28 protein-coding genes are annotated in these 25,272 nt (G+C 71.5%); 15 read left to right on the forward strand and 13 right to left on the reverse strand.

Features of this window, described 5'->3' with window-relative positions; all coding sequences use genetic code 11:
* Nucleotides 1-162: 162 nt before the first annotated feature.
* On the reverse strand, nt 163-759 hold the full coding sequence (locus AB0K12_RS35080) for a TetR/AcrR family transcriptional regulator (RefSeq protein WP_364571080.1): 597 nt from the start codon (nt 757-759) through the stop codon (nt 163-165).
* A 76-nt stretch (nt 760-835) separates the two neighbouring features.
* Here AB0K12_RS35080 and AB0K12_RS35085 point away from each other — a divergent pair, with 76 nt between their 5' ends.
* The 4 genes from AB0K12_RS35085 (at nt 836) to AB0K12_RS35100 (ending at nt 5,422) form a co-directional block, all read left to right on the forward strand.
* Nucleotides 836-2,557 carry an ABC-F family ATP-binding cassette domain-containing protein gene (locus AB0K12_RS35085; protein ID WP_364571284.1) on the forward strand — a complete coding sequence of 574 codons (1,722 nt, stop codon included), beginning with the start codon at nt 836-838 and terminating at the stop codon, nt 2,555-2,557.
* 103 nt (nt 2,558-2,660) lie between these two features.
* Nucleotides 2,661-3,617: a virginiamycin B lyase gene (locus tag AB0K12_RS35090; RefSeq protein WP_364571082.1), complete on the forward strand. Its 957-nt coding sequence runs from the start codon at nt 2,661-2,663 to the stop codon at nt 3,615-3,617.
* Between the two features lie 234 nt (nt 3,618-3,851).
* Nucleotides 3,852-4,799 carry a quinone oxidoreductase gene (locus tag AB0K12_RS35095; RefSeq protein WP_364571084.1) on the forward strand — a complete coding sequence of 316 codons (948 nt, stop codon included), beginning with the start codon at nt 3,852-3,854 and terminating at the stop codon, nt 4,797-4,799.
* Nucleotides 4,800-4,804: 5 nt separating this feature from the next.
* Nucleotides 4,805-5,422 carry a LysE family translocator gene (locus tag AB0K12_RS35100; RefSeq protein WP_364571086.1) on the forward strand — a complete coding sequence of 206 codons (618 nt, stop codon included), beginning with the start codon at nt 4,805-4,807 and terminating at the stop codon, nt 5,420-5,422.
* Between the two features lie 112 nt (nt 5,423-5,534).
* On the opposite strand, the gene AB0K12_RS35105 is transcribed toward AB0K12_RS35100, so the two are convergent.
* Genes AB0K12_RS35105 through AB0K12_RS35115 form a run of 3 tightly spaced genes read right to left on the reverse strand, consistent with a single transcriptional unit; the run spans nt 5,535 to nt 8,373 of the window.
* Nucleotides 5,535-6,692, reverse strand: coding sequence for a helix-turn-helix domain-containing protein (locus AB0K12_RS35105; protein WP_364571088.1), 1,158 nt, complete (start codon nt 6,690-6,692; stop codon nt 5,535-5,537).
* Nucleotides 6,692-7,483, reverse strand: coding sequence for an ABC transporter permease subunit (locus tag AB0K12_RS35110; RefSeq protein ID WP_364571090.1), 792 nt, complete (start codon nt 7,481-7,483; stop codon nt 6,692-6,694). Before AB0K12_RS35110 ends, AB0K12_RS35105 begins: the two co-directional genes overlap by 1 nt.
* Complete coding sequence (locus AB0K12_RS35115) at nt 7,480-8,373, reverse strand: ABC transporter ATP-binding protein (protein ID WP_364571092.1); 894 nt, start codon at nt 8,371-8,373, stop codon at nt 7,480-7,482. The genes AB0K12_RS35110 and AB0K12_RS35115 overlap by 4 nt, the downstream gene beginning before the upstream one ends.
* A 148-nt stretch (nt 8,374-8,521) precedes the next feature.
* On the opposite strand from AB0K12_RS35115, the gene AB0K12_RS35120 reads away from it, so the two are divergent.
* Nucleotides 8,522-8,839 (forward strand): antitoxin, encoded by a 318-nt coding sequence (locus AB0K12_RS35120; protein WP_364571094.1) that lies wholly within the window; start codon nt 8,522-8,524, stop codon nt 8,837-8,839.
* A gap of 138 nt (nt 8,840-8,977) precedes the next feature.
* Here the strand turns inward: AB0K12_RS35120 and AB0K12_RS35125 are convergent, their stop codons facing one another.
* Nucleotides 8,978-10,345 (reverse strand): MFS transporter, encoded by a 1,368-nt coding sequence (locus tag AB0K12_RS35125; protein ID WP_364571096.1) that lies wholly within the window; start codon nt 10,343-10,345, stop codon nt 8,978-8,980.
* A 136-nt stretch (nt 10,346-10,481) separates the two neighbouring features.
* On the opposite strand from AB0K12_RS35125, the gene AB0K12_RS35130 reads away from it, so the two are divergent.
* Entirely contained in the window at nt 10,482-12,008 is a 1,527-nt protein-coding gene (locus AB0K12_RS35130) for a cobyric acid synthase (RefSeq protein WP_364571098.1), read from the forward strand.
* Between the two features lie 54 nt (nt 12,009-12,062).
* Here AB0K12_RS35130 and AB0K12_RS35135 read toward each other — a convergent pair whose 3' ends face one another.
* Nucleotides 12,063-12,458: a nuclear transport factor 2 family protein gene (locus AB0K12_RS35135; protein WP_364571100.1), complete on the reverse strand. Its 396-nt coding sequence runs from the start codon at nt 12,456-12,458 to the stop codon at nt 12,063-12,065.
* Between the two features lie 89 nt (nt 12,459-12,547).
* On the opposite strand from AB0K12_RS35135, the gene AB0K12_RS35140 reads away from it, so the two are divergent.
* Nucleotides 12,548-13,111 carry a helix-turn-helix domain-containing protein gene (locus AB0K12_RS35140; RefSeq protein WP_364571102.1) on the forward strand — a complete coding sequence of 188 codons (564 nt, stop codon included), beginning with the start codon at nt 12,548-12,550 and terminating at the stop codon, nt 13,109-13,111.
* On the opposite strand, the gene AB0K12_RS35145 is transcribed toward AB0K12_RS35140, so the two are convergent.
* From AB0K12_RS35145 to AB0K12_RS35155, 3 genes are read right to left on the reverse strand one after another with little or no spacing between them, the layout of a single operon-like run.
* A complete protein-coding gene (locus tag AB0K12_RS35145) occupies nt 13,011-14,090 on the reverse strand; it encodes a 1-acyl-sn-glycerol-3-phosphate acyltransferase (protein WP_364571104.1) in 1,080 nt (359 codons plus the stop codon). The two genes, AB0K12_RS35140 and AB0K12_RS35145, sit on opposite strands and share 101 nt — an antisense overlap.
* A gap of 21 nt (nt 14,091-14,111) precedes the next feature.
* Nucleotides 14,112-14,999: a patatin-like phospholipase family protein gene (locus AB0K12_RS35150; RefSeq protein WP_364571106.1), complete on the reverse strand. Its 888-nt coding sequence runs from the start codon at nt 14,997-14,999 to the stop codon at nt 14,112-14,114.
* Complete coding sequence (locus AB0K12_RS35155) at nt 14,996-15,364, reverse strand: MerR family transcriptional regulator (RefSeq protein WP_364571108.1); 369 nt, start codon at nt 15,362-15,364, stop codon at nt 14,996-14,998. Before AB0K12_RS35155 ends, AB0K12_RS35150 begins: the two co-directional genes overlap by 4 nt.
* An 84-nt stretch (nt 15,365-15,448) precedes the next feature.
* On the opposite strand from AB0K12_RS35155, the gene AB0K12_RS35160 reads away from it, so the two are divergent.
* Nucleotides 15,449-16,351, forward strand: a complete 903-nt coding sequence (locus AB0K12_RS35160; protein WP_364571110.1) for a hypothetical protein — start codon at nt 15,449-15,451, stop codon at nt 16,349-16,351.
* Nucleotides 16,352-16,487: 136 nt separating this feature from the next.
* A complete protein-coding gene (locus AB0K12_RS35165; protein ID WP_364571112.1) occupies nt 16,488-16,844 on the forward strand; it encodes an STAS domain-containing protein in 357 nt (118 codons plus the stop codon).
* A 13-nt stretch (nt 16,845-16,857) separates the two neighbouring features.
* Here AB0K12_RS35165 and AB0K12_RS35170 read toward each other — a convergent pair whose 3' ends face one another.
* The 4 genes from AB0K12_RS35170 to AB0K12_RS35185 all read right to left on the reverse strand — a co-directional run bounded on the left by AB0K12_RS35170 (nt 16,858) and on the right by AB0K12_RS35185 (nt 19,849).
* Nucleotides 16,858-17,139 carry a hypothetical protein gene (locus AB0K12_RS35170; RefSeq protein WP_364571114.1) on the reverse strand — a complete coding sequence of 94 codons (282 nt, stop codon included), beginning with the start codon at nt 17,137-17,139 and terminating at the stop codon, nt 16,858-16,860.
* 101 nt (nt 17,140-17,240) lie between these two features.
* Nucleotides 17,241-18,608 carry a HAMP domain-containing sensor histidine kinase gene (locus tag AB0K12_RS35175; protein ID WP_364571116.1) on the reverse strand — a complete coding sequence of 456 codons (1,368 nt, stop codon included), beginning with the start codon at nt 18,606-18,608 and terminating at the stop codon, nt 17,241-17,243.
* Between the two features lie 76 nt (nt 18,609-18,684).
* Nucleotides 18,685-18,888 (reverse strand): hypothetical protein, encoded by a 204-nt coding sequence (locus tag AB0K12_RS35180; protein ID WP_364571286.1) that lies wholly within the window; start codon nt 18,886-18,888, stop codon nt 18,685-18,687.
* Nucleotides 18,842-19,849 (reverse strand): LacI family DNA-binding transcriptional regulator, encoded by a 1,008-nt coding sequence (locus AB0K12_RS35185; RefSeq protein ID WP_364371151.1) that lies wholly within the window; start codon nt 19,847-19,849, stop codon nt 18,842-18,844. The genes AB0K12_RS35180 and AB0K12_RS35185 overlap by 47 nt, the downstream gene beginning before the upstream one ends.
* A gap of 299 nt (nt 19,850-20,148) precedes the next feature.
* On the opposite strand from AB0K12_RS35185, the gene AB0K12_RS35190 reads away from it, so the two are divergent.
* From AB0K12_RS35190 to AB0K12_RS35215, 6 genes are read left to right on the forward strand one after another with little or no spacing between them, the layout of a single operon-like run.
* Nucleotides 20,149-21,327, forward strand: coding sequence for a sugar ABC transporter substrate-binding protein (locus AB0K12_RS35190; RefSeq protein ID WP_364571119.1), 1,179 nt, complete (start codon nt 20,149-20,151; stop codon nt 21,325-21,327).
* Nucleotides 21,328-21,341: 14 nt separating this feature from the next.
* Nucleotides 21,342-22,283 (forward strand): sugar ABC transporter permease, encoded by a 942-nt coding sequence (locus AB0K12_RS35195; protein WP_364571121.1) that lies wholly within the window; start codon nt 21,342-21,344, stop codon nt 22,281-22,283.
* Between the two features lie 52 nt (nt 22,284-22,335).
* Nucleotides 22,336-23,142 carry a carbohydrate ABC transporter permease gene (locus AB0K12_RS35200; protein ID WP_364571123.1) on the forward strand — a complete coding sequence of 269 codons (807 nt, stop codon included), beginning with the start codon at nt 22,336-22,338 and terminating at the stop codon, nt 23,140-23,142.
* Between the two features lie 20 nt (nt 23,143-23,162).
* The gene (locus tag AB0K12_RS35205) at nt 23,163-23,948 is read left to right on the forward strand and encodes a ThuA domain-containing protein (RefSeq protein WP_364571125.1); all 786 of its coding nucleotides are present in this window, start codon (nt 23,163-23,165) and stop codon (nt 23,946-23,948) included.
* Nucleotides 23,945-25,033 carry a Gfo/Idh/MocA family oxidoreductase gene (locus tag AB0K12_RS35210; protein ID WP_364571127.1) on the forward strand — a complete coding sequence of 363 codons (1,089 nt, stop codon included), beginning with the start codon at nt 23,945-23,947 and terminating at the stop codon, nt 25,031-25,033. Before AB0K12_RS35205 ends, AB0K12_RS35210 begins: the two co-directional genes overlap by 4 nt.
* Before the next feature lie 40 nt (nt 25,034-25,073).
* Nucleotides 25,074-25,271: a CsbD family protein gene (locus AB0K12_RS35215; RefSeq protein WP_364571129.1), complete on the forward strand. Its 198-nt coding sequence runs from the start codon at nt 25,074-25,076 to the stop codon at nt 25,269-25,271.
* Nucleotide 25,272: the final 1 nt, after the last annotated feature.

Consider the following 25,272-nt stretch of genomic DNA (forward strand, 5'->3'; position numbering starts at 1 on the left):
GGACGCCCGCGCGGCGCTCTGCTCGAAGCCGCCCACGCGGACCCCCTGCTGAGAGGTCGCCCGCACGGCGCTTCGCTTGAAGGACGCCGGCTTGAAGGACGCCGGCTTGAAGGACCTCGGCTTGGGGCACCGGCTTGGACGCACCAGCTTGGAGGCACCGGCCTATAGGACGCCGGCGCGGGCGGCGGCGAGGGCGGCGTCGGCGGCGCGGTCGGCGTCGCGTTCTGTGACCGGCTCGTGGGCGACGAAGAGCCGGTAGTAGACGGGCGCGACCGCGACCCTGATCACCTCCCGGGGATCGACGACGTCGGGCAGCTCGCCCCGCTGGATCGCCCGGCGTACGACCGAGGCCGACTGCTCATGGCGCGAGACGAAGAACTCGTGCAGCGAACGGGCGGCGGCCTCGTTCTGCACGGCGGCGGCCACGAAGGCGGACGACACGGGGCCCAGCTCGGGATCCTGGAAGCCGACCCGTACGAGCTGGACGATCCCCCGCAGATCACCCTCGATCGACCCTGTGTCGGGGATGGGCCACGGCTCGTCGGCGGCGAGTTCGAGCGCGTCGGAGATCAGGCCCTCGACACCGCCCCACCGCCGGTAAACGGTCGTCTTGTGGACGCCTGACCGCTCCGCGACCCGCTCCACGGTCAGGCCCGCGTAGCCGTGTTCGGCCAGCTCGGCGAGGGTCGCCTGGCGCACGGCGTCGCGTACGCGGGCGCTGCGCCCACCCGGACGCTTGACGGGCTCTTTGCGCTCCAAAAACTACTCCAGTTGCGTTAGTTCTGATCTTGTGCCATCCTAAAGCAACATCAGTTGCGATTGGAGTTCCATCCTGATCAGTCTTCGCGGGGTTTTCAAGTCCTACGACGGACGCGCCGTCCTCAGCGACGTGTCCATGTCCGTACGCACCGGCGAGCGCGTCGGCATCGTCGGCGAGAACGGCTCGGGCAAGTCCACCTTGCTGCGCCTGCTGGCCGGAGCCGAGCGGCCCGACGAAGGCGAGGTGCGGGCGAGCGCCGACCTCGGCTACGTCGGCCAGACGCTCGCCGAGACGCTCGGCCTGCCGACCGGCGGCACGGTCCGCGAGGCCGTCGACGCCGCGCTGGCCGACCTGCGTGCCATGGAGCGCAGGATGCGCGAGCTGGAGTCGGCGCTGTCGGAGGAGGCGACCCAACAGGTCTTGGACGAATACGGCGAGCTGTGCACGGCCTATGAGCTGCGCGGCGGCTACGAGGCCGACGCGCGCGTCGAGCGGGCCTTCCACGGCCTCGGGCTGGCGCACGTGGGCCACGACCGCACGCTCGGCAGCCTGTCCGGCGGCGAGCAGGCGCGGCTCGGCCTGGCCTGCGTGCTGGCCGCCGCCCCCCGCGTGCTGCTGCTCGACGAGCCGACCAACCACCTCGACGAGCCGGCCCTGACCTGGCTCGAAGATCGGCTGCGCGAGCACAGGGGCGCGGTGGCCGTCGTCTCCCACGACCGCGTCTTCCTCGACCGGGTGGCCACCGCGATCATCGAGGTCGAGCAGGGCTCGGTGAGCCGGTTCGGCGGCGGCTACACCGGTTTCCTGGCGGCCAAGGCGGCGGCCAGGGCGCGGTGGGAGCAGGCGTACGCGGCCTGGTGCGCCGAGGTCCGCCAAGTCCGCGAACACGCCGCCACCACCGCACACCGGGTCGCGGCGGGGCGCGTGATGCGCGACAACAACAAGATGGCCTACGACCGCAACGCGGGGCGCGTGCAGAGCTCGGTCGCCAGCAGGGTCCGCAACGCCCACGAACGTCTGCGCCGCCTGGAAGCCGACCCCGTCCCACGCCCACCCGCGCCCCTGCACTTCCACGCCACCTTCACCACCGACCCCCTCCCCCCACCCGCCGACGACCACACAGGGGCAGAACCAACCGCACCGACGCAGCGGCCCGGCGGTCGAACCCCCTCTCCGGCCATGGGCCCACAGCGGGCCGATGGGGAGGGGGCCGCGCCATCCGCGGGCGCAGCGCCGTTGGAGGCGGGTGCTCCTGTCACGGGTGCCGTGCTGGTGGAGTTGCGGGACGTTCGGGTCGGTGATCGGCTGCGGGTGGACGCGCTCACCATCAGGGCCGGTGACCGGGTCCTGGTCAGGGGCGGCAACGGCGCGGGCAAGTCCACGTTGCTGGGCGTCCTGGCCGAGCGAGCCATGTGCCGCGTCGGTCACCTGCCGCAGGAGGTGAGCTTCGACCCGTCGCTGCCGGTGCTGGAGGCGTACGGCGAGGGTCATCCCGACGACCGCAGGGCGGCGCTGCTGGCGACCGGCCTGTTCCGGCCGCACACGCTCGACCAGCGGGTGGGCGACCTGTCGGTCGGCCAGCAGCGGCGGCTCGCGCTGGCCGAGCTGCTGGCCCGCGAACACGACCTGCTACTCCTCGACGAACCCACCAACCACCTGTCTCCCGTGCTGGCAGAAGAGCTCCAACGCGCACTCGACGGCTTCCGCGGCACCCTCGTCATGGTCTCCCATGACCGGGCACTCATCCAGCGCTTCCGCGGCAGGGAGATCGAGCTCGTGGGAGGGCGCATCCTCTGACCGCAACCGAGATCGAGCTCGCACGAGGGCGCACCCTTTGACCGCGACCTAGCTGGAGCTCGCAGGAGCGAGACTTTTGACCACGACCATCGGGGGGACTCCCATGTTGACCATCATCGACTCCGGCTCGCCTTACGGCCTGGCCACCGCGGCCGACGGCGCCCTGTGGTTCACGCTCGTCCACGAGGGGCGCGTCGGGCGGCTGGTGCCGGGCGAGAAGCCCGAGATCCACCAGCTCGACCCGGCCGACGGGCTGCCCACGATGATCGTGCGCGGCCACGACGACGCCGTGTGGTTCAGCGAGTGGAAGGGCGGCCGGGTCAGCCGCATCACCGCCGACGGGCGGCGCACCACCTACACGGTCGACTCGCCGTACGGGCTGGCCGCCGGCCCCGACGGCGCGATGTGGCTCACCCAGATGTCGACCGACAGGATCGGCCGCATCGCGACCGACGGCACGATGACCTCCTACGACGTGCCGGTGAAGGGCGGCATGCCGTCGTTCGTCGTGGCGGGCCCGGACGACGCTCTCTGGTTCACCATCAACCAGGGCAACGCCATCGGCCGTATCTCGCTGTCGGGCGAGGTGACCGTGTACGAACTCCCCACGGAGAACGCGGCCCCGGTAGGCATCACCCGCGGCCCCGACGACGCCCTGTGGTTCGTTGAGATCGGCGCAGGCCAGATAGGCCGGATCGACGTCCATGGCAAGATCACCGAATACCCCCTCCCCGACCGCGCCGCCCGCCCCCACGCCATCATCACCGGCCCCGACAACGCCCTGTGGTTCACGGAGTGGGGCACCGGCCACCTGGGCCGCATCACGGTAGACGGTGACATCGAAGAACACCCTCTCCCAGCGGTCCCAAAGCCGGCGGCCGGGCACGGGACCGAGGCACCGAACACGGACGAGAGGGACGACTCCCAGGGACCGAACGCCGAACCCGGGGACGACGCACCGAAGCCCGAACGAAAGGCGGAGCCACACGGTCTGACCGTAGGCCCGGACGGAGCGATCTGGGTGGCGTTGGAGGCCGGCGCCCTGGCCCGCCACAGGTGACGACCCTCAAACGGAAGACACCGTAACGGGCACCACCCATGCCACAACCCCCGCGCGACCCCGAACATCCCCATCGGAGTGTCGGAGCCGCGGGGGCCGACTGGCGGGCGGGTGCCCAGCAGCGTGCGCGCCTCTACGCCCGCCTGGTTAGCGGTCCCATAGGTGAGACGGTTGGAGGGGTGGGGGCTGGGGGGTGGGTGGTGGGCGATGGGTGGGGCGGAGTTGACTAGGGGTATGCGTGCGATCATCGTGTCCGCTCAAGGCGGGCCAGAGGTTCTTGAGTATGTCGAGCGTCCTGATCCGGTGCCCGGGGACGGCGAGGTGGTCGTGGACGTGGCCGCCAGCGGGGTGAACTTCATCGACATCTACCACCGGTCTGGTGTTTATCCGCTCGATCTGCCCACCTCCATCGGGTCTGAAGGGGCCGGGACGGTGTCCGCTGTCGGCCCGGGAGTAGAGGGTGTCGCGGTGGGTGACACCGTGGCGTGGGCGAGTGTGCTGGGGAGTTATGCCGAGAAGGCCGTGGTGCCGGCCGATCGGCTGGTGCCTGTGCCGGACAGCGTGTCGGCCGAGCTGGCGGCGGCGACGATGCTGCAGGGCATGACGGCCCACTATCTGACGCACTCCACGTACGAGGTCAAAGAGGGCGACCGGGTGCTCGTGCACGCAGGGGCCGGCGGCATGGGACAGCTGCTCATTCAGCTGGCCAAGCTCAAGGGCGCCAAGGTCTACACGACGGTCTCCACCGACGAGAAGGAGAAGCTGGCGCGGGAGGCGGGCGCGGACGAGGTGCTGCGCTACGACGGCTTCGCGCAGGCTCTGCGGGGCACGATCGACGTGGTGTACGACGGCGTCGGCAAGGCCACGTTCGACGGCGGGCTTGAGGCGCTGCGTCCGCGCGGGCTCATGGCCCTGTACGGCGCCGCCAGCGGCCCGGTGCCGCCGCTCGACCCGCAGGTGCTCAACAAGCAGGGCTCGCTCTTCCTGACCAGGCCCACGCTCGTGCACTACGTGGCGGAGCGGGCCGAGCTGCTGCAGCGCGCCTCCGACCTGTTCGGCTGGATCGGCGCGGGCCAGGTGCGGATCAACGTCTCCCACCGTTACCCGCTGGCCGACGCCCGGCAGGCGCATGAGGACCTGGCGGGGCGGCGAACCACAGGGAAACTGCTCCTCATACCCTGACCTTTATGGACATCGCCACCTCCATCTGGTCGTTCGCCGCCGTGGTCGCGCTGCTCACGGTGACGCCCGGGCTCGACACGGCATTGATTCTGCGGACGTCCCTGCTGGCCGGGCGGCGTCCGGCCTTGGGGGTGACGCTGGGCATCCAGCTCGGCACGCTGGTGTGGGGTGTGCTCACCGCCGCGGGGCTGTCGGCGTTGCTGGCGGCCTCGCAGGTGGCCTATGACGTGCTGCGATGGGCGGGAGCGGCGTACCTGGTGTGGATGGGGATGCGCATGCTGCTCAAGCGGGACGCCGGGCATGAGGTGGTGGAGGGGCAGGAGGTGCGGTTCTGGACGGGGTTGCGGCGGGGGCTGCTGACGAATCTGCTCAATCCCAAGGTGGGGGCCTTCTACGTGGCGATGCTGCCCCAGTTCATCCCGGACGGGGCGCCGCACGCGGTCATGGGGCTGGCACTGGCCGGGGTGCACGTGGTCGAGGGGCTCGTGTGGAGCGCCGGGTTGATCGGGTTCGCGTCGTTGATGAGCGGGTTCCTGCGGTCGGCCCGGGTGCGGCGGGTCCTCGATCGGGTGACCGGAGTGGTGATCGTGGGGTTCGGGGTACGCCTGGCCGTCAGTGAATGAGCCGTCGAGGCGCGCATGTGGCCGGCCGGCCGGATGACGACGCACAAGCGCTGATCGCCGATGACCGAGCATGCCCAAGCGGCTGACCACGATCAATGCGCGGGCGGTGTGGCTAGAAGGCGGCCGGCCAGTTCAGTAGGCGGGCGCCGAGGACGGCTGTCTCCAGGGTGAAGCGTTGTGTCGGGTCGTCCGGGGAGAAGCCGGTCAGGCGGCGGATGCGTTCCAGCCGGTACGTCACCGCCCGCGGGCTCACCCGTAACCGCCGGGCGGCGGCCGTCTGGTTGCCGTGGGCGGCGAAGACGGCCTCCAAAGTCTCCAGCAGCGGCTCCGGTCCGCCCCTGGCGTCGAGGAGCGGGTTGAGCACGCTGGTCACCAGGTCTTCTATGGCGCCTCTGTCGCGCAGCAGTACGGGGAAGACCAGCAGGTCGGCGGCCTTGACGACGTCGGTGGTGAGGCCGAGCCCGTCGGCCAGTTCGAGGGCCTGGGCGGCCTCGCGGTAGGAGGTCACGACTCCGCCGGGGCCGCGTTTGGGGCGGCCGACGCCGACGCGCCAGCCGGGCGGGAAGCGGTTGCGTACGTGGTGGACGAACTCGCCGACCGCGGCCCCCAGCGTGGCGGGGGCGACGCACACCAGCAGCCCGTCGCGTACGGACACCAGCACGTTGTGGGAGCCGAAGCGGGCGATGAGGTCGCGTTCGATGCGGTCCTGGTCGCCGTCGCGCAGCCCGCGGGCCACGGCGACGACGTACGACTCGGCCAGCCGCAGCCCGAAGTGCTCGGCCCGTTCCGCGAGCCGCTCGGCCCGGCCCTGGAGCAGGTCGTCTACGAACTCCCTGCGCGCGCTCTCCTCCTCGCGGATGGCGGTGAGCTGGGCCTGCTCGTACCCCTCCATGAGCGCGGACACGGCCCTGCGCAGCGCGGGCAGCACGCCGGGCACGCCTTCGCCCGCGGCGAGCGCGCGGTCGACGAGGAGCCGCAGGGGCACGCCGGCCCGGGCGGCCTCGGCGCCGGCGGCGCGGTAGGCGTCGAGGGCGCGCCGGTCGAAGGCGCGGCCGGTGGCCGCATGCTCGGCCAACCGCCGCCGGTGCCCGTCCACCTGCCCGTCGAGCAGCCCAGCGAGCAGGTCGGCGAGCAGGTCGGCGGACACATCCGCGCGCGGCCCGGCAGACGGCCCGGCGGACGGGCCGCTCGACGGGCCGCTGGGCGCGTCCGAGGACGGGCCGATCGGTGGGCCGGAGGGCGCGGCCGGGGGTGGGTCCGTGGGCGGCATCAGACTCCTACGTCGCGCCTGTCGAAGGCGAGCACCGCGGTGAGTGCGAGCACGGCCGTCGCCCCCGCGAGGACAAGGTAGTCGGTGACGGGGAGCCCTTCATAGAGCGGCCGGCCGTCGGCGTAGTAGTGGAACGGCGAGAGCCACCGCAGCCAGGCGACGGCGTCCCATGAGCGGCCCACGGTGACGACCGCGTACCCGAGGACGGCCCACACGCCGACGGCGGACGAGGCGGCGGCCCGGCGCCCGGCGACGGCTCCGACGGCCAGAGCCAGAGCCCCGAAGAACAGGGCGAGCAGCAGGACGCCGACCTGCGCGGCCAGGATGCGGTCGAACGGCACCCCGGTCCGTACGAGCGCACTCATCGCGACCGCGACCAGCAGCGTCACCGCGGCCACCACCACGAGCGCGACGGCCAGCGCGAGGAACTTGTCGAGCACCAGCCGCCGCCGGTCCACCGGCAGGGTGACGACGAGTTCGAGCGTGCCGGCCTCCTCGGGCCCGGCCAGCGCCCGGTTGGCGAGCAGCGTCGCGCAGGCGATGAACAGCATCGGGACGAAGAGCTGGTAGACGACGGTCTGGAGGTAACCGGCGCCAGAGGTGATGTCCGGCATGCCGCCCATGAGGTCGCGCAGCGGGCCGGGGAACTTGTTCAGCATGGCCGGCCCGTACGTGTCCGGGTTCGCGCGTACGGCGCCGTAGACGGCGACGTACAGGGCGATGAAGGCGCTGATGCCGAGCGTCCACCACAGGAGCGGGCGGCGGTGCTCGCGCAGGCTTCTGGCGATCATCGGACCGCCTCCTCGTCGCTGTAGTAGGTCAGGAAGATCTCTTCGAGGTCGGGTTCCGCGCTGACGAGGTGCACGACGGTGAACCGGGCGGCGGCCTTGACCAGCGCGTCGGGACGTCCGTCGATCGTGCACCGCACGGCGGCGCCCTCCACCCGCAGGTCGCGTACGCCGGGCAGCCCCTCGAAGGCGTCTCGCGGGACGGGCGCGGCGAAGTGCAGCTCGACGCGGCGCACGGCCTTCTCGCGCAGCACGGCGACGTTCTCGACGGCCACCAGCCGCCCGCCGCGCACGATGCCGACCCGGTCGGAGACGCTCTCGACCTCGGCCAGCACGTGGGAGGACATGAGCACGGTACGCCCCGACGCCCGCACCTCGCGGACCAGCGCCAGGAACTCCTGCTGCACGAGCGGGTCGAGCCCCACGGTCGGCTCGTCGAGGAGGACGAGCTCGGGTTCGTGCATGAACGCCTGGATGAGCCCGATCTTCTGCTTGTTGCCCTTGGAGAGCTTGCGCATGGGCACCGACAGGTCGGCGTCGAAGCGCTCGGCCAGGGCCTCGATGCGGGAGGCGGGCACGCCGCCCCGGACTCTGGCGAGGAAGCGCAGGTAGTCGGCGGCCCGGTCGCGGCCCTCCAGCACCAGGTCACCGGGCAGGTAACCCATCCTGGCGCGGACGGCGGGCTCGCGCGGGTGGCCGCCGAGCACGCTCACGGCGCCCCGGGTGGGCCTGATCACGTCGAGCAGGAGCCGGAGAGTCGTGGTCTTTCCCGCGCCGTTGGGCCCGAGATAGCCGAAGATCTCCCCCGGCTGGATGTCGAGCGTGAGGTCCTCCAGGCCGCGGCGGGCGCCGTAGTACTTGGTCAGCCCCTCGGCCTGCACCACTGCTGTCATGCCCGTATCGTCGCGCCGCGGGGGGCTGTGCGTCATGGGGGAGGTCCGGCAGTCTGCGGACGAATTCGCTGCTGGATTCCGGCAAAGACATCATCTCAGGTTGGCGGGGTAGGGGGCGGGCGTAACCGGAAGAAACGGGGAATAGGCCATGAGCCGCATCGGAGAGTGGCTGAAGAAGGCAGAGAACCTGGCCAGGGGACACTCCAAGCAGGCCGACCAGATCATCGACCGCGCCGAGCAGTACGCCAAGGAGCGCACCGGCCACAAGTACGACGAGCACATCAGCAGAGGCGCGGACACCGTCCAGCGCCGTTACGGCGGCGGGCAGGACCAGACCGGCCAGCAGACCGGCCAGCCGACGGGCCAGCCGACAGGACAGCAGCCAGGACAGCCGGGTCAGCAGGCCGGGCAGCAGCCGCCCCCGACCCAGGAGGAGCAGGAGCGGCGCATGCCGCCTCAGGGCTGACCGCACGGGCCGGCGGCGAGCGTCTTCCGAGGCTCCCGCCACATCCCGCGAGGCCGTCGGCGGGCGTCTCAAAGGCCCTCGCCGCCGACCCGCTCGGCGGACGCATGAGCGTCCGCGGCGACCTGGACGGCGGACGGTTCAGTGGCGGGCGTCCTCCAGGACCTTCGCCGCGTCCCGTTCGAACGACGCCCTGGCGCCCAGCGTGAGCAGGCCGCCCACGACCATGGGGCCGATCAGGACGTACATGCCGGTCAGCAGCGAGCCCGTCCCGTCGGAGACGATGCCGACGACCAGCGAGCCGAAGGCCGTGCCGACGGTCAGGAAGAGCTGCAGGACGGCGAAGCCGAGCCCGCGCGCGGCGGCCGGCACCACGTCGGCCAGGCAGGCGGTCATGTTGGGGATCGCGATCGACATGAGCGCGCTGGCCACCAGCATCAGACCGGCCAGCGCGCCGACCGAGTCCATGGACAGCGCGCCGGCCAGGACCACCGAGCCGGCCGTGATGCCGCCGCCGCCCGCGAGCAGGCGCCCGCCCTTGATCGTGCCGTGCCACTTCCTGCCCAGCCAGGAGCCGACGAGCGTACCGGTCAGCGTGCCCGCGATGGTGAGCAGGCCGCTGAGCGAGCCGGCGGTGGCGACGTCCGCGCCTAGGGTGCGCACCATGAACGTGGGCAGCCAGAAGAAGATCCCGGCCAGCCCGAGGCTGAGCAGCGCGAGCCCGACGCAGACGAACAGCAGCGTGGGGATGACCATGACGCCGCGCACCTGTGTCAGGAACGGCGGCTTGACCTCCGCCCCGGCGGGCGCGGAAGGCGCGGGCGGAGCGGCCTCACCACCAGCACCGGCCATGGACGGTTGCGGGGCGATCCCGCCGTTCGCGACCATCCGGTCCAGCTCGCCGCGGCGCGGCTCGCGCAGGAACCAGACCAGCAGCGCCGTGAGCACGCCCGGCACGACCATGATGAGGAACGCCGTACGCCACGAGAACGCGGCGGCGAGCTGGGCGCCGAGCAGGGTGCCGACACCGCCGAGGTACGTGGTGACGCGGGTCAGCCCGTACGCCTTGGCCCGGCTGGCGGGCGGATAGTAGTCGGCGAGCAGGCTGCCGGCGGCCGGGTTGTCGATGTTCTCGGCGGCGGCCAGCAGCACCCGCATCAGGTAGAACATGGCGAATCCGGTCGCGATGCCGGAGCCGAGCGTGGCGAGCGCCCAGCAGAAGACGACGATCGCGATGATCCGGGTCCGGCTGAACCGGTCGGCGAGGTAGCCGGCGGGCAGGGCCACCACGGCGGCGGCCAGCGCGGCGGCGGTCGGGATGGAGCCGGCCGCGGTGTCGCTGAAGCGCCATTCCTGCTGGATGAGCGGGAGTACGCCCGACAGCAGGTTGGCCTCGATCCTGTCCACTAGTCCGACGATGAACAGCACCACCAGGGGTGCCCAGCCGAATGGCGCGCGGGATCGCGCGTCGATGGTGCCCGTCCGTGGCGAGCCGAACGTCCCGACCATGCCCACCCTTTCGCGTAGGTGACTCTAGAATCCAGTTCTAGTGCGACGTTCTAGCCAGAGTGACAGAAGTCACAGCATTCGTAAATGGCCGGTTTCCGGGAAATTTCGTGATCTGCGGCTTCGATACGGTGTGGCCATGGTCAACGGCGCACTCCTGGTGGCAGGCACCACATCGGACGCGGGCAAGAGCGTGGTCACGGCCGGGATCTGCCGCTGGCTGGCCCGCCGTGGCGTGCGCGTCGCGCCCTTCAAGGCGCAGAACATGTCGCTCAACTCGTACGTCACCGCCGACGGCGCCGAGATCGGCCGCGCGCAGGCCGTGCAGGCGCAGGCCGCCGGCCTCGAACCGGCCGCCGACATGAACCCGATCCTCCTCAAACCGGGCAGCGACCGCCGCAGCCAGGTCGTGCTCATGGGCCGGCCGGTCGCGGACGTGGACGCCATGGAGTACGGCGCGCTGAAGGACCTGCTGCGCACGACCGCCCTGGAGGCGCTTGAGCGGCTCAGGAAGCAGTACGACGTGGTGGTGTGCGAGGGCGCTGGCAGCCCGGCGGAGATCAACCTACGCCGCGGCGACATCGCCAACATGGGCCTGGCCAGGGCCGCGAACCTGCCCGTCATCGTGGTCGGCGACATCGACAGGGGCGGGGTGTTCGCCGCCTTCTACGGCACCGTCGGCCTGCTGGACGCCGCCGATCAGGCGCACGTGGCCGGGTTCGTGGTCAACAAGTTCCGCGGCGCGAAGGAGCTGCTCGAACCCGGGCTCGACATGATCAGGCAGCTCACCGGCCGCGAGGTCTACGGGGTGCTGCCCTGGCTGGACGGGCTCTGGCTGGACGTCGAGGACTCACTGGCCCTCGACGGGCGGCAGGTGGCGGTGCGGCCTCCGTACGGGCGGCAGACGCTGCGGGTCGCCGTCGTACGGCTGCCGCGCATCTCCAACTTCACCGACGTGGACGCGCTGGCCGCCGAGCCGGGCGTGGTGGTGCGCTTCGCCACCTCCGCCGGCGAGCTGGACGACGCCGACCTCGTCGTGCTGCCCGGCTCCCGTGCCACCGTCGCCGACCTGGCCTGGCTGCGGGAGAGCGGGCTCGCGGCGGCCCTGCGCGCGCGGACCGGGCCCGTACTGGGGATCTGCGGCGGGTTCCAGATGCTCGGGCGGGAGATCGTGGACGACGTCGAGTCGGGGGCGGGCCGGGTCGAGGGGCTCGGGCTGCTGCCGGTGCGGGTCACGTTCGGGGCGGACAAGCGGCTCGGCAGGCCCGTCGGGTCCGCGTACGGGGAGGCGGTGCGGGCGTACGAGATCCACCACGGCGTCGCGACCGTCGAGGGCGGCGAGCCCTTCCTGGACGGCTGCCGATCGGCGAACGTCTTCGGCACCACCTGGCACGGCGCCCTGGAGAACGACGGTTTCCGCCGCGCCTTCCTGACCGACGTCGCCGACCGCGCCGGCCGCGCCTTCACCCCCGCCCCCGGCACCGACTTCGCCCGCCTCCGCGAGGCCCGCCTGGACGCCCTCGGCGACCTCATCGACCACCACATGGACACGGACGCCCTGCTCCGCCTGATCGAACAGGGCCCCTCCCCCGCACTCCCCACCCTCCCACCCGGCGCCCCCTGGAGGGAGAGGGGCGGGCCTGCGGGCAGAACCGCAGCCCGCTGAAAAGGCGCAGCCGCGGGGAGGCGGGCGATGCCCCAGGGGCGGCGACGTGGTGGGTCAGGTGAGGGCTTCGGCGATGGCGGCGCGGTCCTGGTACTCGCGCCAATGCACGATCCGCCCGCCCCTCGCGCGCAGCACCACCACGAAGGCGGCCTGGGCGCGCACGTCGCTGCCCCGCAGGGTGCCCACCAGCCGGTACTCGGTGACGATCACCTCCGGGTCGGCGGTCACGTGGACGGTCACGTCGCGGAATTCCTCGAAGGCGACGGGGAGGGACGCGCGGCCCTCCTCCGCCATGGCCGCGACCCGCTCCCGCCCCTCGGTCCTGCGGCGCGCGAACGGCTGCTCCACAACCACGTCGTCGGCCAGCATCTCCGCGTCGAGGGCCGCGGCTCCGGACAGGACGTTGTGCTGGAAGCGGGCGAAGAGATCTCGCGGGGTGCGCTCGGGCATGGAATTCCCTTCGCAGGAAGGCTAAAGTGAGTGAAAGACTCAGGTTCATTAATAGGAGTCGAGGACTCATCTTGTCAACGAGCGGACGAATGACGACCACCAAGCCCATGCGCGCCGACGCCCGGCGCAACCGCGCCCGCATCCTCGCCGCCGCCGAGGAGGTGTTCGCCGAGCGGGGCACGTCGGCGTCCACGGAGGAGGTCGCCGCACGAGCGGGGGTCGCCATCGGGACGGTCTTCCGCCACTTCCCCACCAAGCACGCCCTCCTCGCCGCGATCATGAAGGACCTGCGGCGGCGGCTCATCGCCGAGGCGGAGACCCTCACCGCCGATGGTGACCCTGGGTCGGCGTTCTTCGACTACTTCGCGTTCCTCGTCGGCAGCTCGGCCAGGATCGGCGCCGTGGTGAGCCTGCTCGCCGAGGAAGGCGCGCCCATCGAGCCGGGCGAGCAGATCATGGCGCTCAGCGAGGTGTTCGGCACGCTGCTGGAGGCGGCGCGCGAAGCCGGGACCGTACGCCCCGACGTCCGGCTCGACGAGGTCATGGCCGTGCTCACCGCCGCCACCCACGGCGCGCTGGCGGGCGGCTGGCCGGACGACCTCCGCCATCGGACGGTGACCCGGCTCCTGGACGGCTTCCGCGCTGCCCGGTGATCCAGGCGTCGATGAGCGCCCAGTGGTCGTACAGCCAGCGGACGCGCTCCTCGCGGGTCCTGGGGATCTCGGCGGCCGGTACGCGCCACCACTTCGCGGTGATGTGCGCGCTGACGGGAAGCTTGCGCCAGACGTCCCCCACGGTGACGAGCTGGTCGAGCCCGGTGTGCGCGACGAAGATGACGTCGGCGGCCGGGCAGGACTCGATGGCGGCGATGGCGCCGTTCGGGCGGGGCGGGAGCAGGTGGTCCATGTCGCGGGCCCGGCCGGCTTCGCCGGTCAGGCCCTTCTCCTCAAGCCGCCGGATGGCGAGGCGGCGGCGGCGCGGGGTGAAGTTCCCGCCCTCGGGGAAGATCACCAGCGCGTCCCTGTCGCCCATCGTGGCGGCGAGGCGGCGGATCTCGGCGGTGACGCCGCTCTGGTCGGTGCTGCGGGGCACGAACGCGTTCGGGAGCCGGTTGACGACGACGTCGAGCGACGGGTCGTACTGGAGCGCGGCCTTCATGACGATGCGGGGCCGGCGGTGGTAGCGGGCCAGCAGGTGGTGGATCAGCAGGAACGAGTCGCCCGGCCCCGCGTGCCGGGACAGCACGATGACCGGCCGGGACAGCCGGGCCGCCCGCTCCTCCTCGGTCGGCTCGGGCTCCTCGATCGCGGTGGTCAGCAGGAAGATGCGCTCGGCGGCGCCGTACACGCGGGTCAGGAACCACGCGATCAGCGCGTAGTGGCGCTCCTGCCGCCGCGCGCCGCCCGCCACCCACAGCCACAGGCAGGCGATGAGCACGGCGGACTCCAGCGTCAGCCACGCCACCCCGAACCAGACGAACCGCGCTCCCCTGCGCTGCGGCGGCGGCAGGCGCAGCGAGGCGGCGGCCGTGACGACCAGCCAGAACGGCAGCGTCACCAGCATGAACACGGTCACCACGATGACCAGGGGCGCCAGCACGAGCCTGCGCAGGATACGAGGTGGAAGCACCATGGCCTCCTCAAGGACGTACTCTCATCCTCCTCTTTCGCGCAGGTAGCGGGAAGACGCCTGGTAGGCGCGGTCGATGCAGGCCGCCACCTGGGAGCCGTCGCGGTAGCGCAGCGGCGAGACGGGCGTGGCCACCCCCGACGGCATCACGTGCACCTCCACGCCGGGCGGCAGTGTGGCGAGGTCCTCGGCGAAGCGGTGCCTGCGGGCGATCTCGAACGCCACCATGCCCACTTCCCAGAACCTGCGCGGCGGGCTGAGCGGGCGCTCGATCCTGCCGACGTGCAGGACGTAGACGCGCTTGGCGCCGAGCTGCACGGCCCTGCCGATGGGGATGCTGTGCACGAGCCCGCCGTCGTAGAAGTGCTCGCCGCCGATCACCACCGGCGGCAGCAGCCCCGGTACGGCGCACGAGGCCAGCACCGCGTCCACCAGCGGCCCCGAGCTGAACCAGTGGGCCGCGGCGCGCTCGACCGAGGCGGCCACGCACTGGAACGGCACGGCCAGCTCCTCGATGCGGGCGGCCGGCACGGTCTCGCGCAGCACGCCGCGCAGCGGCTCGTTGGAGTGCAGGTGGGTGCGCGTCTTGGCGAGCGTGGACAGCCGGGCCGCCCAGGAGCCGGCGAAGGCCGTACGGACGATGTCGGAACGCCACAGACCGGTCAGCCTGGCGACCGCCTGAGCCGGGTCGGCGGCGATGACCGCGCCGTTGAGCGCGCCGACGGACGTGCCCACCACCAGGCCGGGACGGACGCCCGCCTCGTCGAGCGCCCGCAGCATCCCCACCTCGTGGGCTCCGAGCACACCCCCGCCCCCGAGCACGAACGCGGTCTCGGGCGCGCGCCCGTCCCCGCCGGGAAAGCCCCCGCTGGGAACGCCCGCGCCGGGAGCGTCCGCGCCCTCCTGGGTCATCGGGGGCAGTTCCCGCCCTCGTGGGCGACGGCGTCGGCGACGGCGAGGATGGAGTCGAGCTTGGTCCGGGCTTCGACCAGCTCGTTGATCTTGGCGTCCATGCGCTCCCGCTCGGCCCGCAGCCGCTCGATCAGCTCGGGCACGACCTCGCCCGACATCACGCACGGCATGATCGGCTCGATGGCCTTGCTGGCCAGCCCGGCCGCGTAGAGCTGCCGGATCAGCCTGACCCGCTCCACCGCGCTGTCCGGATAGACGCGCTGCCCGCTGGGCGTGCGCTCGGAGAAGAGCAGGCCCTGCTCCTCGTAGTAGCGCAGCGCGCGCACGCTCACCCCGGCCTGGGCGGCGAGCTCGCCGATCCGCATCCGATCTCCCCCTCAGGTGCTGCTGACGTCAGCGTCAGGATTTCACCGTACGCCAGGCGCCGGACGCCGCCTAACATCAGCGGCATGACCACGCACGGATTCACGCTGACCGCCGAGGGCCCGTTCGGGTTCGCCGACTCCCTGCGCTTCGTGGAGGACTGGCCGGCCACCAGCAGGCTGCCCTCCGACGGGCGGACGCTGCGCTTCGCGTACTGCGCGGAGGCCGACTGGCGGCCCATCGGCGTGAGCGTGACGGGCGTCCCCGGCGGCGTGTCGGTCACCACCACGCGCCCGGCGGGCCCGGCGATCCGCGGCGAGGTGGCGCGGATCTTCTCGCTCGACGTCGACGGCACCGGCTTCGCCAAGCTCGGCGACGCCGACCCGGTGCTGGGCGACCTGCTGCGGCTGCGTCCCGGCCTGCGTCCCGTGTGCTTCTGGAGCCCGTGGGAGGCGGCCTGCTGGGCGGTGATCGTGCAGCGCTCGTCGATGGTCGTGGCGTCGGCGATCAAGCAGCGCATCGCGCAGCGGTACGGCGCGGAGGTGGTGGTGGGCGGTGAGCCGTTCGCCGCGTTCCCGCCGCCTGTCTCGCTGCTGGACGCGGGCGGGCTCGGCCTGCCGGCGCAGAAGGAGGAGTGGCTGCGCGGCCTGGCCAGGGCGGCGCTCGACGGCCTGCTGACCACCGAGCACCTGCGCTCGCTGGCCCCCGAGGAGGCGCTGGCGGAGCTGCGGTCGCTGCCCGGCGTGGGGCCGTTCTCGGCGGGGCTGATCCTCATCAGGGGCGCGGGGGCGCCGGACGCGTTCCCCGGTGACGAGCCGCGGTTGTTCGCGATCCTGCGGGAGGCGTACGGGCTGGCGGAGGACGCGCCGCCGTCCGCGTACCGGCGGCTGGCCGACGCCTGGCGGCCCTACCGGTCGTGGGCGTCGTTCCTCTTCCGCGCGACGGCGTACGGCGTGATGGACGACCGGCCCGGCCAGGATCCTTCCTGAAGATTCTTTGACGAATCCTCTTTCGGGTGTCTGATCGGCGGGCATAAGGTTGCAGCATCGGTTGGCGTCCCCAGCGATACCCCGTGCAACCAGCCACGTACGACCAGCCACCGGCCGACCAACGCCAGGAGAGCCCGTGAAACTCACCTGTCGCCACTATCCAGGGGCCACGCTGTTCACCGTGGCCGGCCAGGTCGACATCAGCACCTCCGCCGAGCTGGAGGAGTTCATCGGCGGGCGGCGCCGCCGGTTCGACGACCACGTGATCGTGGACATGAGCGAGCTGACCTTCATCGACAGCTCCGGTCTCGCGGTGCTGCTCGCCGCCGGCGCGCTGGCCCGCGCCCACGGCGCCGGCCTGCACCTGGCCGGGGTGCAGCCGATGCCGGCCAGGCTGCTGGAGATCACGGGCGCCGATCGCGCGGCGACCTTCCACGACGACGCGGAGCAGGCGCTGGCGGCCTTGCTGACCGCCGGCCACGCCAGGCCCTGACCGCACGCCGGGGTCAGGGCTGCCGTCGGTGCACCCCCACCAGGTGCCCGTTCTGCCGGATCCGAGCCTCCTCGTACGGGCACACCGGGCGGGTGACGTACGACTGCGCGATGGTGTCGGCGTCGCCCCGGTTCACGCCCCACCCGATGGTGTGCCAGTGCGGATCGCCGCCGGTGGTGTCCAGGACCACGATCTCGAACAGCTCGGCGGCGGGAGGAGGCGTGCAGCGTGCGCGGCCGGTCGCCGCACCCGCGCCGTCGTGGACGTTCCGGCTACCGGTACCCGGCTGATCCATGTGGCTCTCCCTCCGGTGGCACAAACCTGGTCCGGAATTGCATGTGCCCCGATCCTCCTCAAGTCAGTCATGTCGCTGGTTGCGCACCCGTCACGGCGGGCTCAGTCCTCCTCCAGGATCGGCAGGCGCAGCACGAAACGGGCGCCGGTGTCGGAGTCCTCGATGGACAGCGTGCCGAGGTGGGCGGTCGCGATCTCCCTGGCGATGGGCAGCCCGAGTCCGGTGCCGCCGGCGTCGCGGTTGCGGGCGGCGTCGAGGCGGGCGAAGCGCTGGAAGACGAACTCGCGGTGCTCGGGAGGGATGCCGGCCCCGTCGTCCACGACCTCCACCACCGCGTCGTCGCCCTGCCGCCGCACGGTGACGATGACCCGCCGCTCGGCGTGCCGCTCGGCGTTGTCGAGCAGGTTGGTCAGCAGGCGGGCCAGCTGCAGCCGGTCGCCCATGACGACGACGCCGGTCTCCAGGGTCGTGACGAACTCCTTGGAGCGCGGCCGCGCGGTCTCGGAGGCGACCAGCTCGGCGAGGTCGATCGGCTCGCGCTGGTCGGGCGCTCCGGCGTCGAGCTTGGTGAGCGTGAGCAGGTCGCCCACGATGGCCTGCAGCCGGTCGAGGCTGGCCAGCACCTTCGTGCCGGTCTCCGCCCAGTCGGCCTCCTCGGGATGGAGCATGGCGTCCTCCATCTGGGCCCGCATCGCCGTGATCGGGCTGCGCAGGTCGTGGGAGGCGTCGGTGGCGAACCTGCGCTGCCGCTCCATGGCGTCCTGGAGCCCGGCGAGCGCGGACTCCAGGCGCTCCAGGGTCTGGTTGCTGGTCTCGGCCAGCGCCCTGATCTCGTCGTCGTTCACCGGAACGGGCACCCGCAGGCCGCCGCCGCCCGCGCTGATCTCGGCGAGCTTCCTGGTGATGCTGCCGACGGGCGCCAGCGTCCTGGCCACGATGCGGGACACGCCGAACCAGGTCAGCGCGATCAGCGCCGCCGACACGCCGATCTGGAAGATGACGGTCTGCGGGCTGACGTACCACGGCACGGCGGGGCCGAAGGCGTAGATGCGCCACTCCCCCTCCGGCTGGTAAGCGATCACGGTCACCACGACCTTGCACTCGCCTTCGAAGGCCGGGATGCCGCACACGGTCTCGGCGTCGTTGGCCAGGGAGCGGTGCGGCAGCGCGGTGGTCAGGCGGGGCTGCCCGGCCAGGTTGGGCGTCCAGGCGACCGGCCGGCCGGTGTGGTCGAGGACCTGCATGCCGTCGGTGCCATCCTGGTCGAGCGTCTGGGGCAGGCGTCCCCGCTTGATCAGGATCAGCACGCGTACGGCCCTGGTGGACAGCTCGTGGGCGCGGATCTCGGCGACCTCGTTCCTGATTCCGAGCAGCACGAAAACGCTCACGATGATGCTCAGCAGCAACATCGTGACACTGGCGAACAACGCCAGCCGCGTCCGCAACGACCGGCCCCACAGTCTGCCCACGCGTCTCCCCCGAAGGCCACACCATCACAGGGGGAACCTTGACCGCGATCTTCGGGAGATTCCCTGACAAAGGCGCTTAAGGTGCAACGCCCTCCTCGATGACGAGCTCGACCGGGATGTTGCCCCGCGTGGCGTTGGAGTAGGGGCACACCTGGTGGGCCGCCTCAAGGAGCGCCTGGCCCGCCTCGCGGCCGATGTGGTCGGGCGGCTCGGCGCGCAGGCCGGCCTCGACGTCAGCGGGCCGGCGGCGGCCCCACCGACTCCCCCGGCACCAGAGCACACGGGATGAGCACCCGCGGCGGCGCCTCCTCGGCCCCTTCGAGCCGGTCGATCAGCGCGTCGGCGGCCATCCGGCCGAGCTCGGCGGCCGGCGCCGCCATGACCGTCAGCGACGGCTCGATCATCTCGCCCAGCTCGCGCGTGGTCGCCGCCGAGATGATCGACAGGTCGCCCGGCACCTGACGGCCGAGCGCCCGCGTGCCCTTGGCGAGGCCCGCCGCGGCGCCCTCGTTGACCAGCACGACGGCGGTGACCTCAGGGAAGTCGTCGTGCAGCCGGCGCGCGGCGGCCCGGCCTCCGGCGGAGGTGCTCTCGACCCTGATGACGGCGGGCGGGTGGCCGAGCGGCGCGATCGCGTCGAGGTAGGCCGACTCGACCCGCATGATGCGGCCGGGCTCGGTGGTGGCGTCGGTCTGCTGGGCGACCAGCGCGACGCGCTCGTGGCCGTGGCCGCGCAGGTGCTCGACGGCCTGATGGATGGTGGTGGCGAAGTCGATGTCGACGTACGGGAGGTCGTCGTCCTCGGTGCGGCCGATCAGCGCGAAGGGCACCCGTGAGGCCAGCAGCCGCGCCACCCGCGCGTCGCGGATCTGCACCTCCATCAGCAGCACGCCGTCCACGAGCCCGCCGGCCAGCAGGTGGGACATCTGCTCGTCGTCGTTGACCGGCCACAGCACGAGGTCGTAGCCGCGCTCGCGGGCGCCGTGGGCCGCGCCCATGACGAACTGGATCACCGTGGCGTTGGGCTTGGACTCGAGGTCGGGGTGGAGCAGCGCGAGTATGCGGGTGCGCGAGCTGGCCAGGGCGCGGGCGACGACGTTGCGCCGGTAGTTGAGCTCCTGGATGGCCGCCTCGATGCGGGCGCGGGTCTCGGGCGCGACCCGCTTGGTGCCGTTGATGACGAACGAGACCGTGGCGATGGAGACGTTCGCCCGCTCGGCGACGTCGCGCATCGTGACCATGGATGCCGCCTCCCGACTCGTCAGGGCCGCGCGAAGCATCTGCGACTATATCGCCCGCCCGCGTTTCGTAAAACGCTTAACTTGTTGTTGACATCGCCGTCGGACAGGCGCAACATATCGGTCAAGCCAGCGCGGTTAAGCGCTTTAGTTCGATCACTGCCCTGGCCGCCCCGCGAGTGGCGGCATCACTTCCCGCAGCCCCTTTCTCCCTGTAAACGACCCCTCATCGACTCCGTGGCGACCCCCTAGGAGTAGCTCACATGGAGACAGCACAAAAGCGTCACGGGAAGGCGCCCAAAGTGACTGTCGCGGCGGTTCTCATCCCTCTCACCCTGTCGGCGTGCGGCGGGACCGCCGCCGGCGCGCAAGCCACCGGCCCCCTCGTCATCCAGGACTACTACGACGAGCTGCACGACCCGCTCTACCGCTCGTGCGCGCGTCAGACCGGCCTCGACATCAGGATCGACCACGTCGCGGGCCCGGGACTGATCCCGAAGGTGCTCCAGCAGAGCTCCTCGCGCACCCTGCCCGACGTGCTCATGCTCGACAACCCCGACGTGCAGCAGATCGCCGAGTCGGGCGCGCTCACCCCGCTGTCCGACTACGGCCTGCACGGCGAGGGAATGACGCCGGCCGTGGTGAAGGCCGGCACGTACGCCGGGAAAGTGTACGGCCTGGCCCCCTCGGTCAACACGCTCAGCATCTTCTACAACAAAGCGATGTTCCGGGCGGCCGGCATCACGAAAGTCCCCAGAACCTGGGACGAACTCCGCGCCACCGCGAAAAGGCTGACCGCCCCCGGCCGGTACGGCTTCGCGATGAGCAACGTCAACACCTACGAGGGCTCCTGGCAGTTCCTGCCGTTCATGTGGGGCAACGGCGGCACCGAGCAGGACATCACCACTCCCCCGACCGTGCAGGCGCTGCGGTTGCTCGTCGATCTGCAGAACGACGGCTCGATGTCGGAGAGCTCGATCATCTGGAGCCAGGACGACGTCATCGACCAGTTCATGGCCGGCAAGGCCGCGATGGTGGTCAACGGGCCCTGGCAGATCCCCGCGCTCAGGAAGCAGCACGAGGTCGACTGGGGCACGTTCACCATCCCGACCCGGCTGGCCACGCAGCCCACGGTCGCCCCGCTCGGCGGCGAGCTGTTCACGGTGCCGCGCACCGGCGACAAGGCGAGGATGGCCGAGGCGGGGCGGTTCGTGAGATGTCTGGTCTCGCCGGAGCTGCAGCGCGAGACCGCGAAGGTCACGCAGACCGTCCCGACGAACCCCCGGGTCGCCGATCGCGCCGCGGCCGACGACCCGGCGATCGCGACGTTCGTCACCACCGTGCGGACCGCGCGCTCGCGTACCGCGGTCCTCGGGCCCGACTGGCCGAAGGCGGCCACGAAGATCTACAACGCCGTGCAGATCGCGCTGACCGGCAAGGCCGCGCCCGCCGAGGCCCTGCGCCAGGCGCAGGGCGAGTGACAAGGAGTCGCGTGGTGACCTCAGCCGATCTCAGCCTTTCCGCGACCGCCGCGCGCGGCCGGCGCGACCTGCTGTGGGCGCGCCTGCTCAAGCGGGCCACGCCGTGGTTGTTCACGCTGCCCGCGATGGCGTTCGTGGCGATGTTCTTCGGCTATCCGATCGTCCAGAACGTCGTCATGAGCTTCCAGGAGTACACGACCTCGACCTTCTACAGCGGGCACGCGCCCTGGGTCGGGCTCACCAACTACGTGACGATCCTGTCCAGCTACCTGTTCACGACCACGCTGGTGAACACCGCGCTGTTCACGGTCGGCTCGATCACCTTCCAGTTCGTGATCGGGCTGGCGCTGGCGCTGTTCTTCAAGCGCAACTTCCCGCTGAGCGGCTTCCTGCGCGCGTTGCTGCTGCTGCCGTGGCTGCTGCCGCTCATCGCCTCGAGCGCGGTCTGGAAGTGGCTGCTCGACCAGGAGAGCGGCGCGCTCAACCAGTTCCTCGGCCTGTTCGGGATCTCGGCCGTGCCGTGGCTGGTCGATCCGACGCTCGCGCTGGCCGGCGTGATCGGGGTGAACATCTGGCTGGGCATCCCGTTCAACGTCGCCATCCTCTACAGCGGCCTGCAGGCGGTCCCGAAGGACCTGTACGAGGCGGGCGCGCTCGACGGCGCCACCGGCTGGACCGCGTTCCGGCACATCACCTGGCCCAGCATCCGATCCGTGGTGAGCGTCGTCATCGTGCTCGGCGTGGTCTACACGCTCAAGGTCGTGGACATCATCCTCGGCCTGACCGGCGGCGGCCCCGCCAACTCCACCCAGACGCTGGCCACGAACGCCTACAACAAGTCGTTCGTCGAGTTCGACTTCGGCCAGGGCGCCGCCATCAGCAACGTCCTCATCGTGGTCTCGCTGGTCTTCGCCCTCGTCTACCTGTTCATCTCGCGCCGCGAGCCGCACGAGTGAGGCGCCGCACGTGAACCACACCTTGACCGCACGAAACGTGACCGCACGAAACGTGACCGCACGGAAACTGCCCATGACGGTGCTCGGCGTCGTCTTCCTGGCCGTGATGATCTTCCCGGTCTACTGGATGGTCAACACCAGCCTCCAGGCCGCCTCGGGCGCCGCCGCTGCCGACTTCTTCCCTGTCCACCCAGATCTGTCCGGTTACGCCACCGCCGTGACCGAGCAGGGCCGCAACTTCGTCACCAGCCTGGTCATCGCGCTCGGGACCGTGGTGCTGACGCTGGCGATCGCGACGCCCGCCGCGTACGGGCTGTACCGCTTCCGCACCAAGGCGGGCACGGTGTTCCTGCTCGTGCTGCTGATCACCCAGATGATCCCGGCGATGGTCATCGCCAACGCGCTCTATCCGCTGTTCAACTCGCTGTTCCTGATCAACAACGTCTTCGGCCTCATCCTCGCCAACTCGGCGGCCGGCATCCCCTTCGCGGTGCTGCTCATCAGGGCGTTCATGGGGTCGATCCCGCCGGCGCTCGTGGAGGCGGCGATGGTGGACGGGGCGGGGAACCTGCGGGCGTTCCTCGCGATCGTCGTACCGATCAGCAGGAACGCGATCGTCACGGCGGCCCTGTTCACCTTCCTGTCGGCGTGGAGCGACTTCCTGTTCGCCCTCACCCTGACCAGCACGCCCGAGGTCAGGCCCATCACGCTCGGCATCTACGACTACATCAGCGCGAACTCGCAGGACTGGGCCGCCGTCATGGCCACGGCCGTGCTGGCGTCCGTCCCGGCGGGGCTGCTGCTGATCTTCGCTCAGCGCTACATCGCGGCCGGCGCCGTCAGCGGCGCCGTCAAGTGACCTATGGAAAGGACGTCCCCTTGACCACTCGAACCCTCAATGTCCTGGTGTGGGGCGAGAACCGGCACGAGCAGGCCGAACCCCACGTGGCCGAGATCTACCCCGACGGCATGCACAACGCGATCAGGCGGGGCGTCGAGGCCCGGCTGGGCGAGCGGGCGAAGGTCGCCACCGCCACCCTCGACGACCCCGAGCACGGACTGACCGAGGAGGTGCTGGCCGGCACCGACGTGCTCACCTGGTGGGGGCACGCCGCGCACGGCGAGGTGGCCGACGAGGTGGTCGAGCGGGTGCACCGGCACGTGCTGTCCGGCATGGGCCTGGTGGTGCTGCACTCCGGCCACTGGTCGAAGATCTTCACCAAGCTGATGGGCACCACCTGCACGCTGCGCTGGCGCAGCGACAACGACCGCGAGCTGGTCTGGACGGTGAACCCGACGCACCCCATCGCGCGCGGCGTGCCGCATCCGATCGAGATCCCGGCCCAGGAGATGTACGGCGAGCAGTTCGACATCCCCACCCCGGACGAGCTCATCTTCATCAGCTCGTTCAGCGGCGGCGAGGTGTTCCGCAGCGGCTGCACCTTCCGGCGCGGCAACGGCAAGATCTTCTACTTCAGCCCCGGCGACCAGGACTACCCCGTCTACCACCATCCCGACGTGCTGCAGGTCATCGCGAACGGCGTCGAGTGGGCGGCCGGCGACCCCGACCGGCGGGCGCTGCCGACGCTGCTGCGCTACGACAGGGACGACTTCTTCAACGGCCACGACTACCGGGGAGCCATGCACAACAAGGACGCCGGATGAGCCGGCCGCTGCGCGTCGTCCAGGTGGGCGCGGGGGCCATGGGGCTGGCCTGGCTGCGTACGCTGGCGGCCTCCGGCGACGTCGAGCTGGCCGGTGTGGCCGACCTCGACGTCGAGCGAGCGCGGGCGGCCCTGCGCGAGACGGGCTGCGCGGCCCCGGTCGCGGGCTCGCTCGGCGAGCTGCTCGCGGCGGTCGAGCCCGACGCGGTCGTCAACGTCACCGTCCCCGCCGCGCACACCGCGGTCAGCGTCGAGGCGCTGTTCGCCGGGGTGCCGGTGCTGTGCGAGAAACCGGCCGCGCCGACGCTGGCCGAGGCCCTGGTGCAGGCCGCCGCGTCCGAGGTGTCGGGGCGGCTGCTGATGATCAGCCAGTCGCGCCGCTACTACGCGGCCCTGGCCGAGTACCGGCGGCTGATCGGCCGGCTCGGCCCGCCCGGCCTGCTCACCACGTCGTTCTTCCGCGGGCCGCGCTTCGGCGGGTTCCGCGACGAGATGGACCAGCCGCTGCTGGTCGACATGGCCATCCACGCCTTCGACGCGGCCCGCTACCTGCTCGGCGCCGATCCCGTGTCGGTGACGTGCGAGAGCTGGAACCCGCCATGGAGCTGGTACCGCGGCGACGCCTCCGCCACCGCGACCTTCTGCTTCGAGGGCGGCGTCCGCTACCTCTACAACGGAAGCTGGTGCGCCGACGGGCTGGAGACCTCGTGGAACGGCGAGTGGCGGGCCGTCGGTCCGGGCGGCAGCGCCACCTGGGACGGCGAGCAGCGGGTCGGCTCCAGCCTCGACGGGGCCGCCGCCGATCTGCTCGTGCCGCCCGGCGAGCACGAGCAGATCGCGGGGGCGCTGGTGGAGTTCGTCGCGGCGGTGCGGGACGGCACGGTGCCCTCCGGGGCGATCGCCCGCAACATCGGCAGCCTGGCCATGGTGGAGGCGGCGGTGCGGGCGGCCGAGACGGGCGAGCGGGTCTCGATCGAGGAGCTGCTCGCCCGCGCCCACGCCGAGGCGCTCACCCTTCCGGTGCGGGAGGAGATCCACGCCCGGCTCGCGTCCTGGGACCACGTTTCCGCCCTTCCCGCTCGGTAAGGACAAGGGCCCGCGGGAAATCGAGCAGGAAGGCACGGACATGGGCACCGACGACAAGTTCCGCAACAAGGCTCAGGAGCTCAAGGGACGGGCGAAGGAGAACGTCGGCGACGTCACCGGCGACGAGGAACTGCGCGCCGAGGGGCGCGCCGACCAGACCGAGGGCGGCCTGAAGCAGGCCGGCGAGAAGATCAAGGACGCGGGCAGGAAGGTGAAGGACACCTTCAAGAAGAAGTGAC

Source organism: Nonomuraea sp. NPDC049419, from assembly GCF_040676995.1.
Lineage (GTDB): Bacteria > Actinomycetota > Actinomycetes > Streptosporangiales > Streptosporangiaceae > Nonomuraea > Nonomuraea salmonea.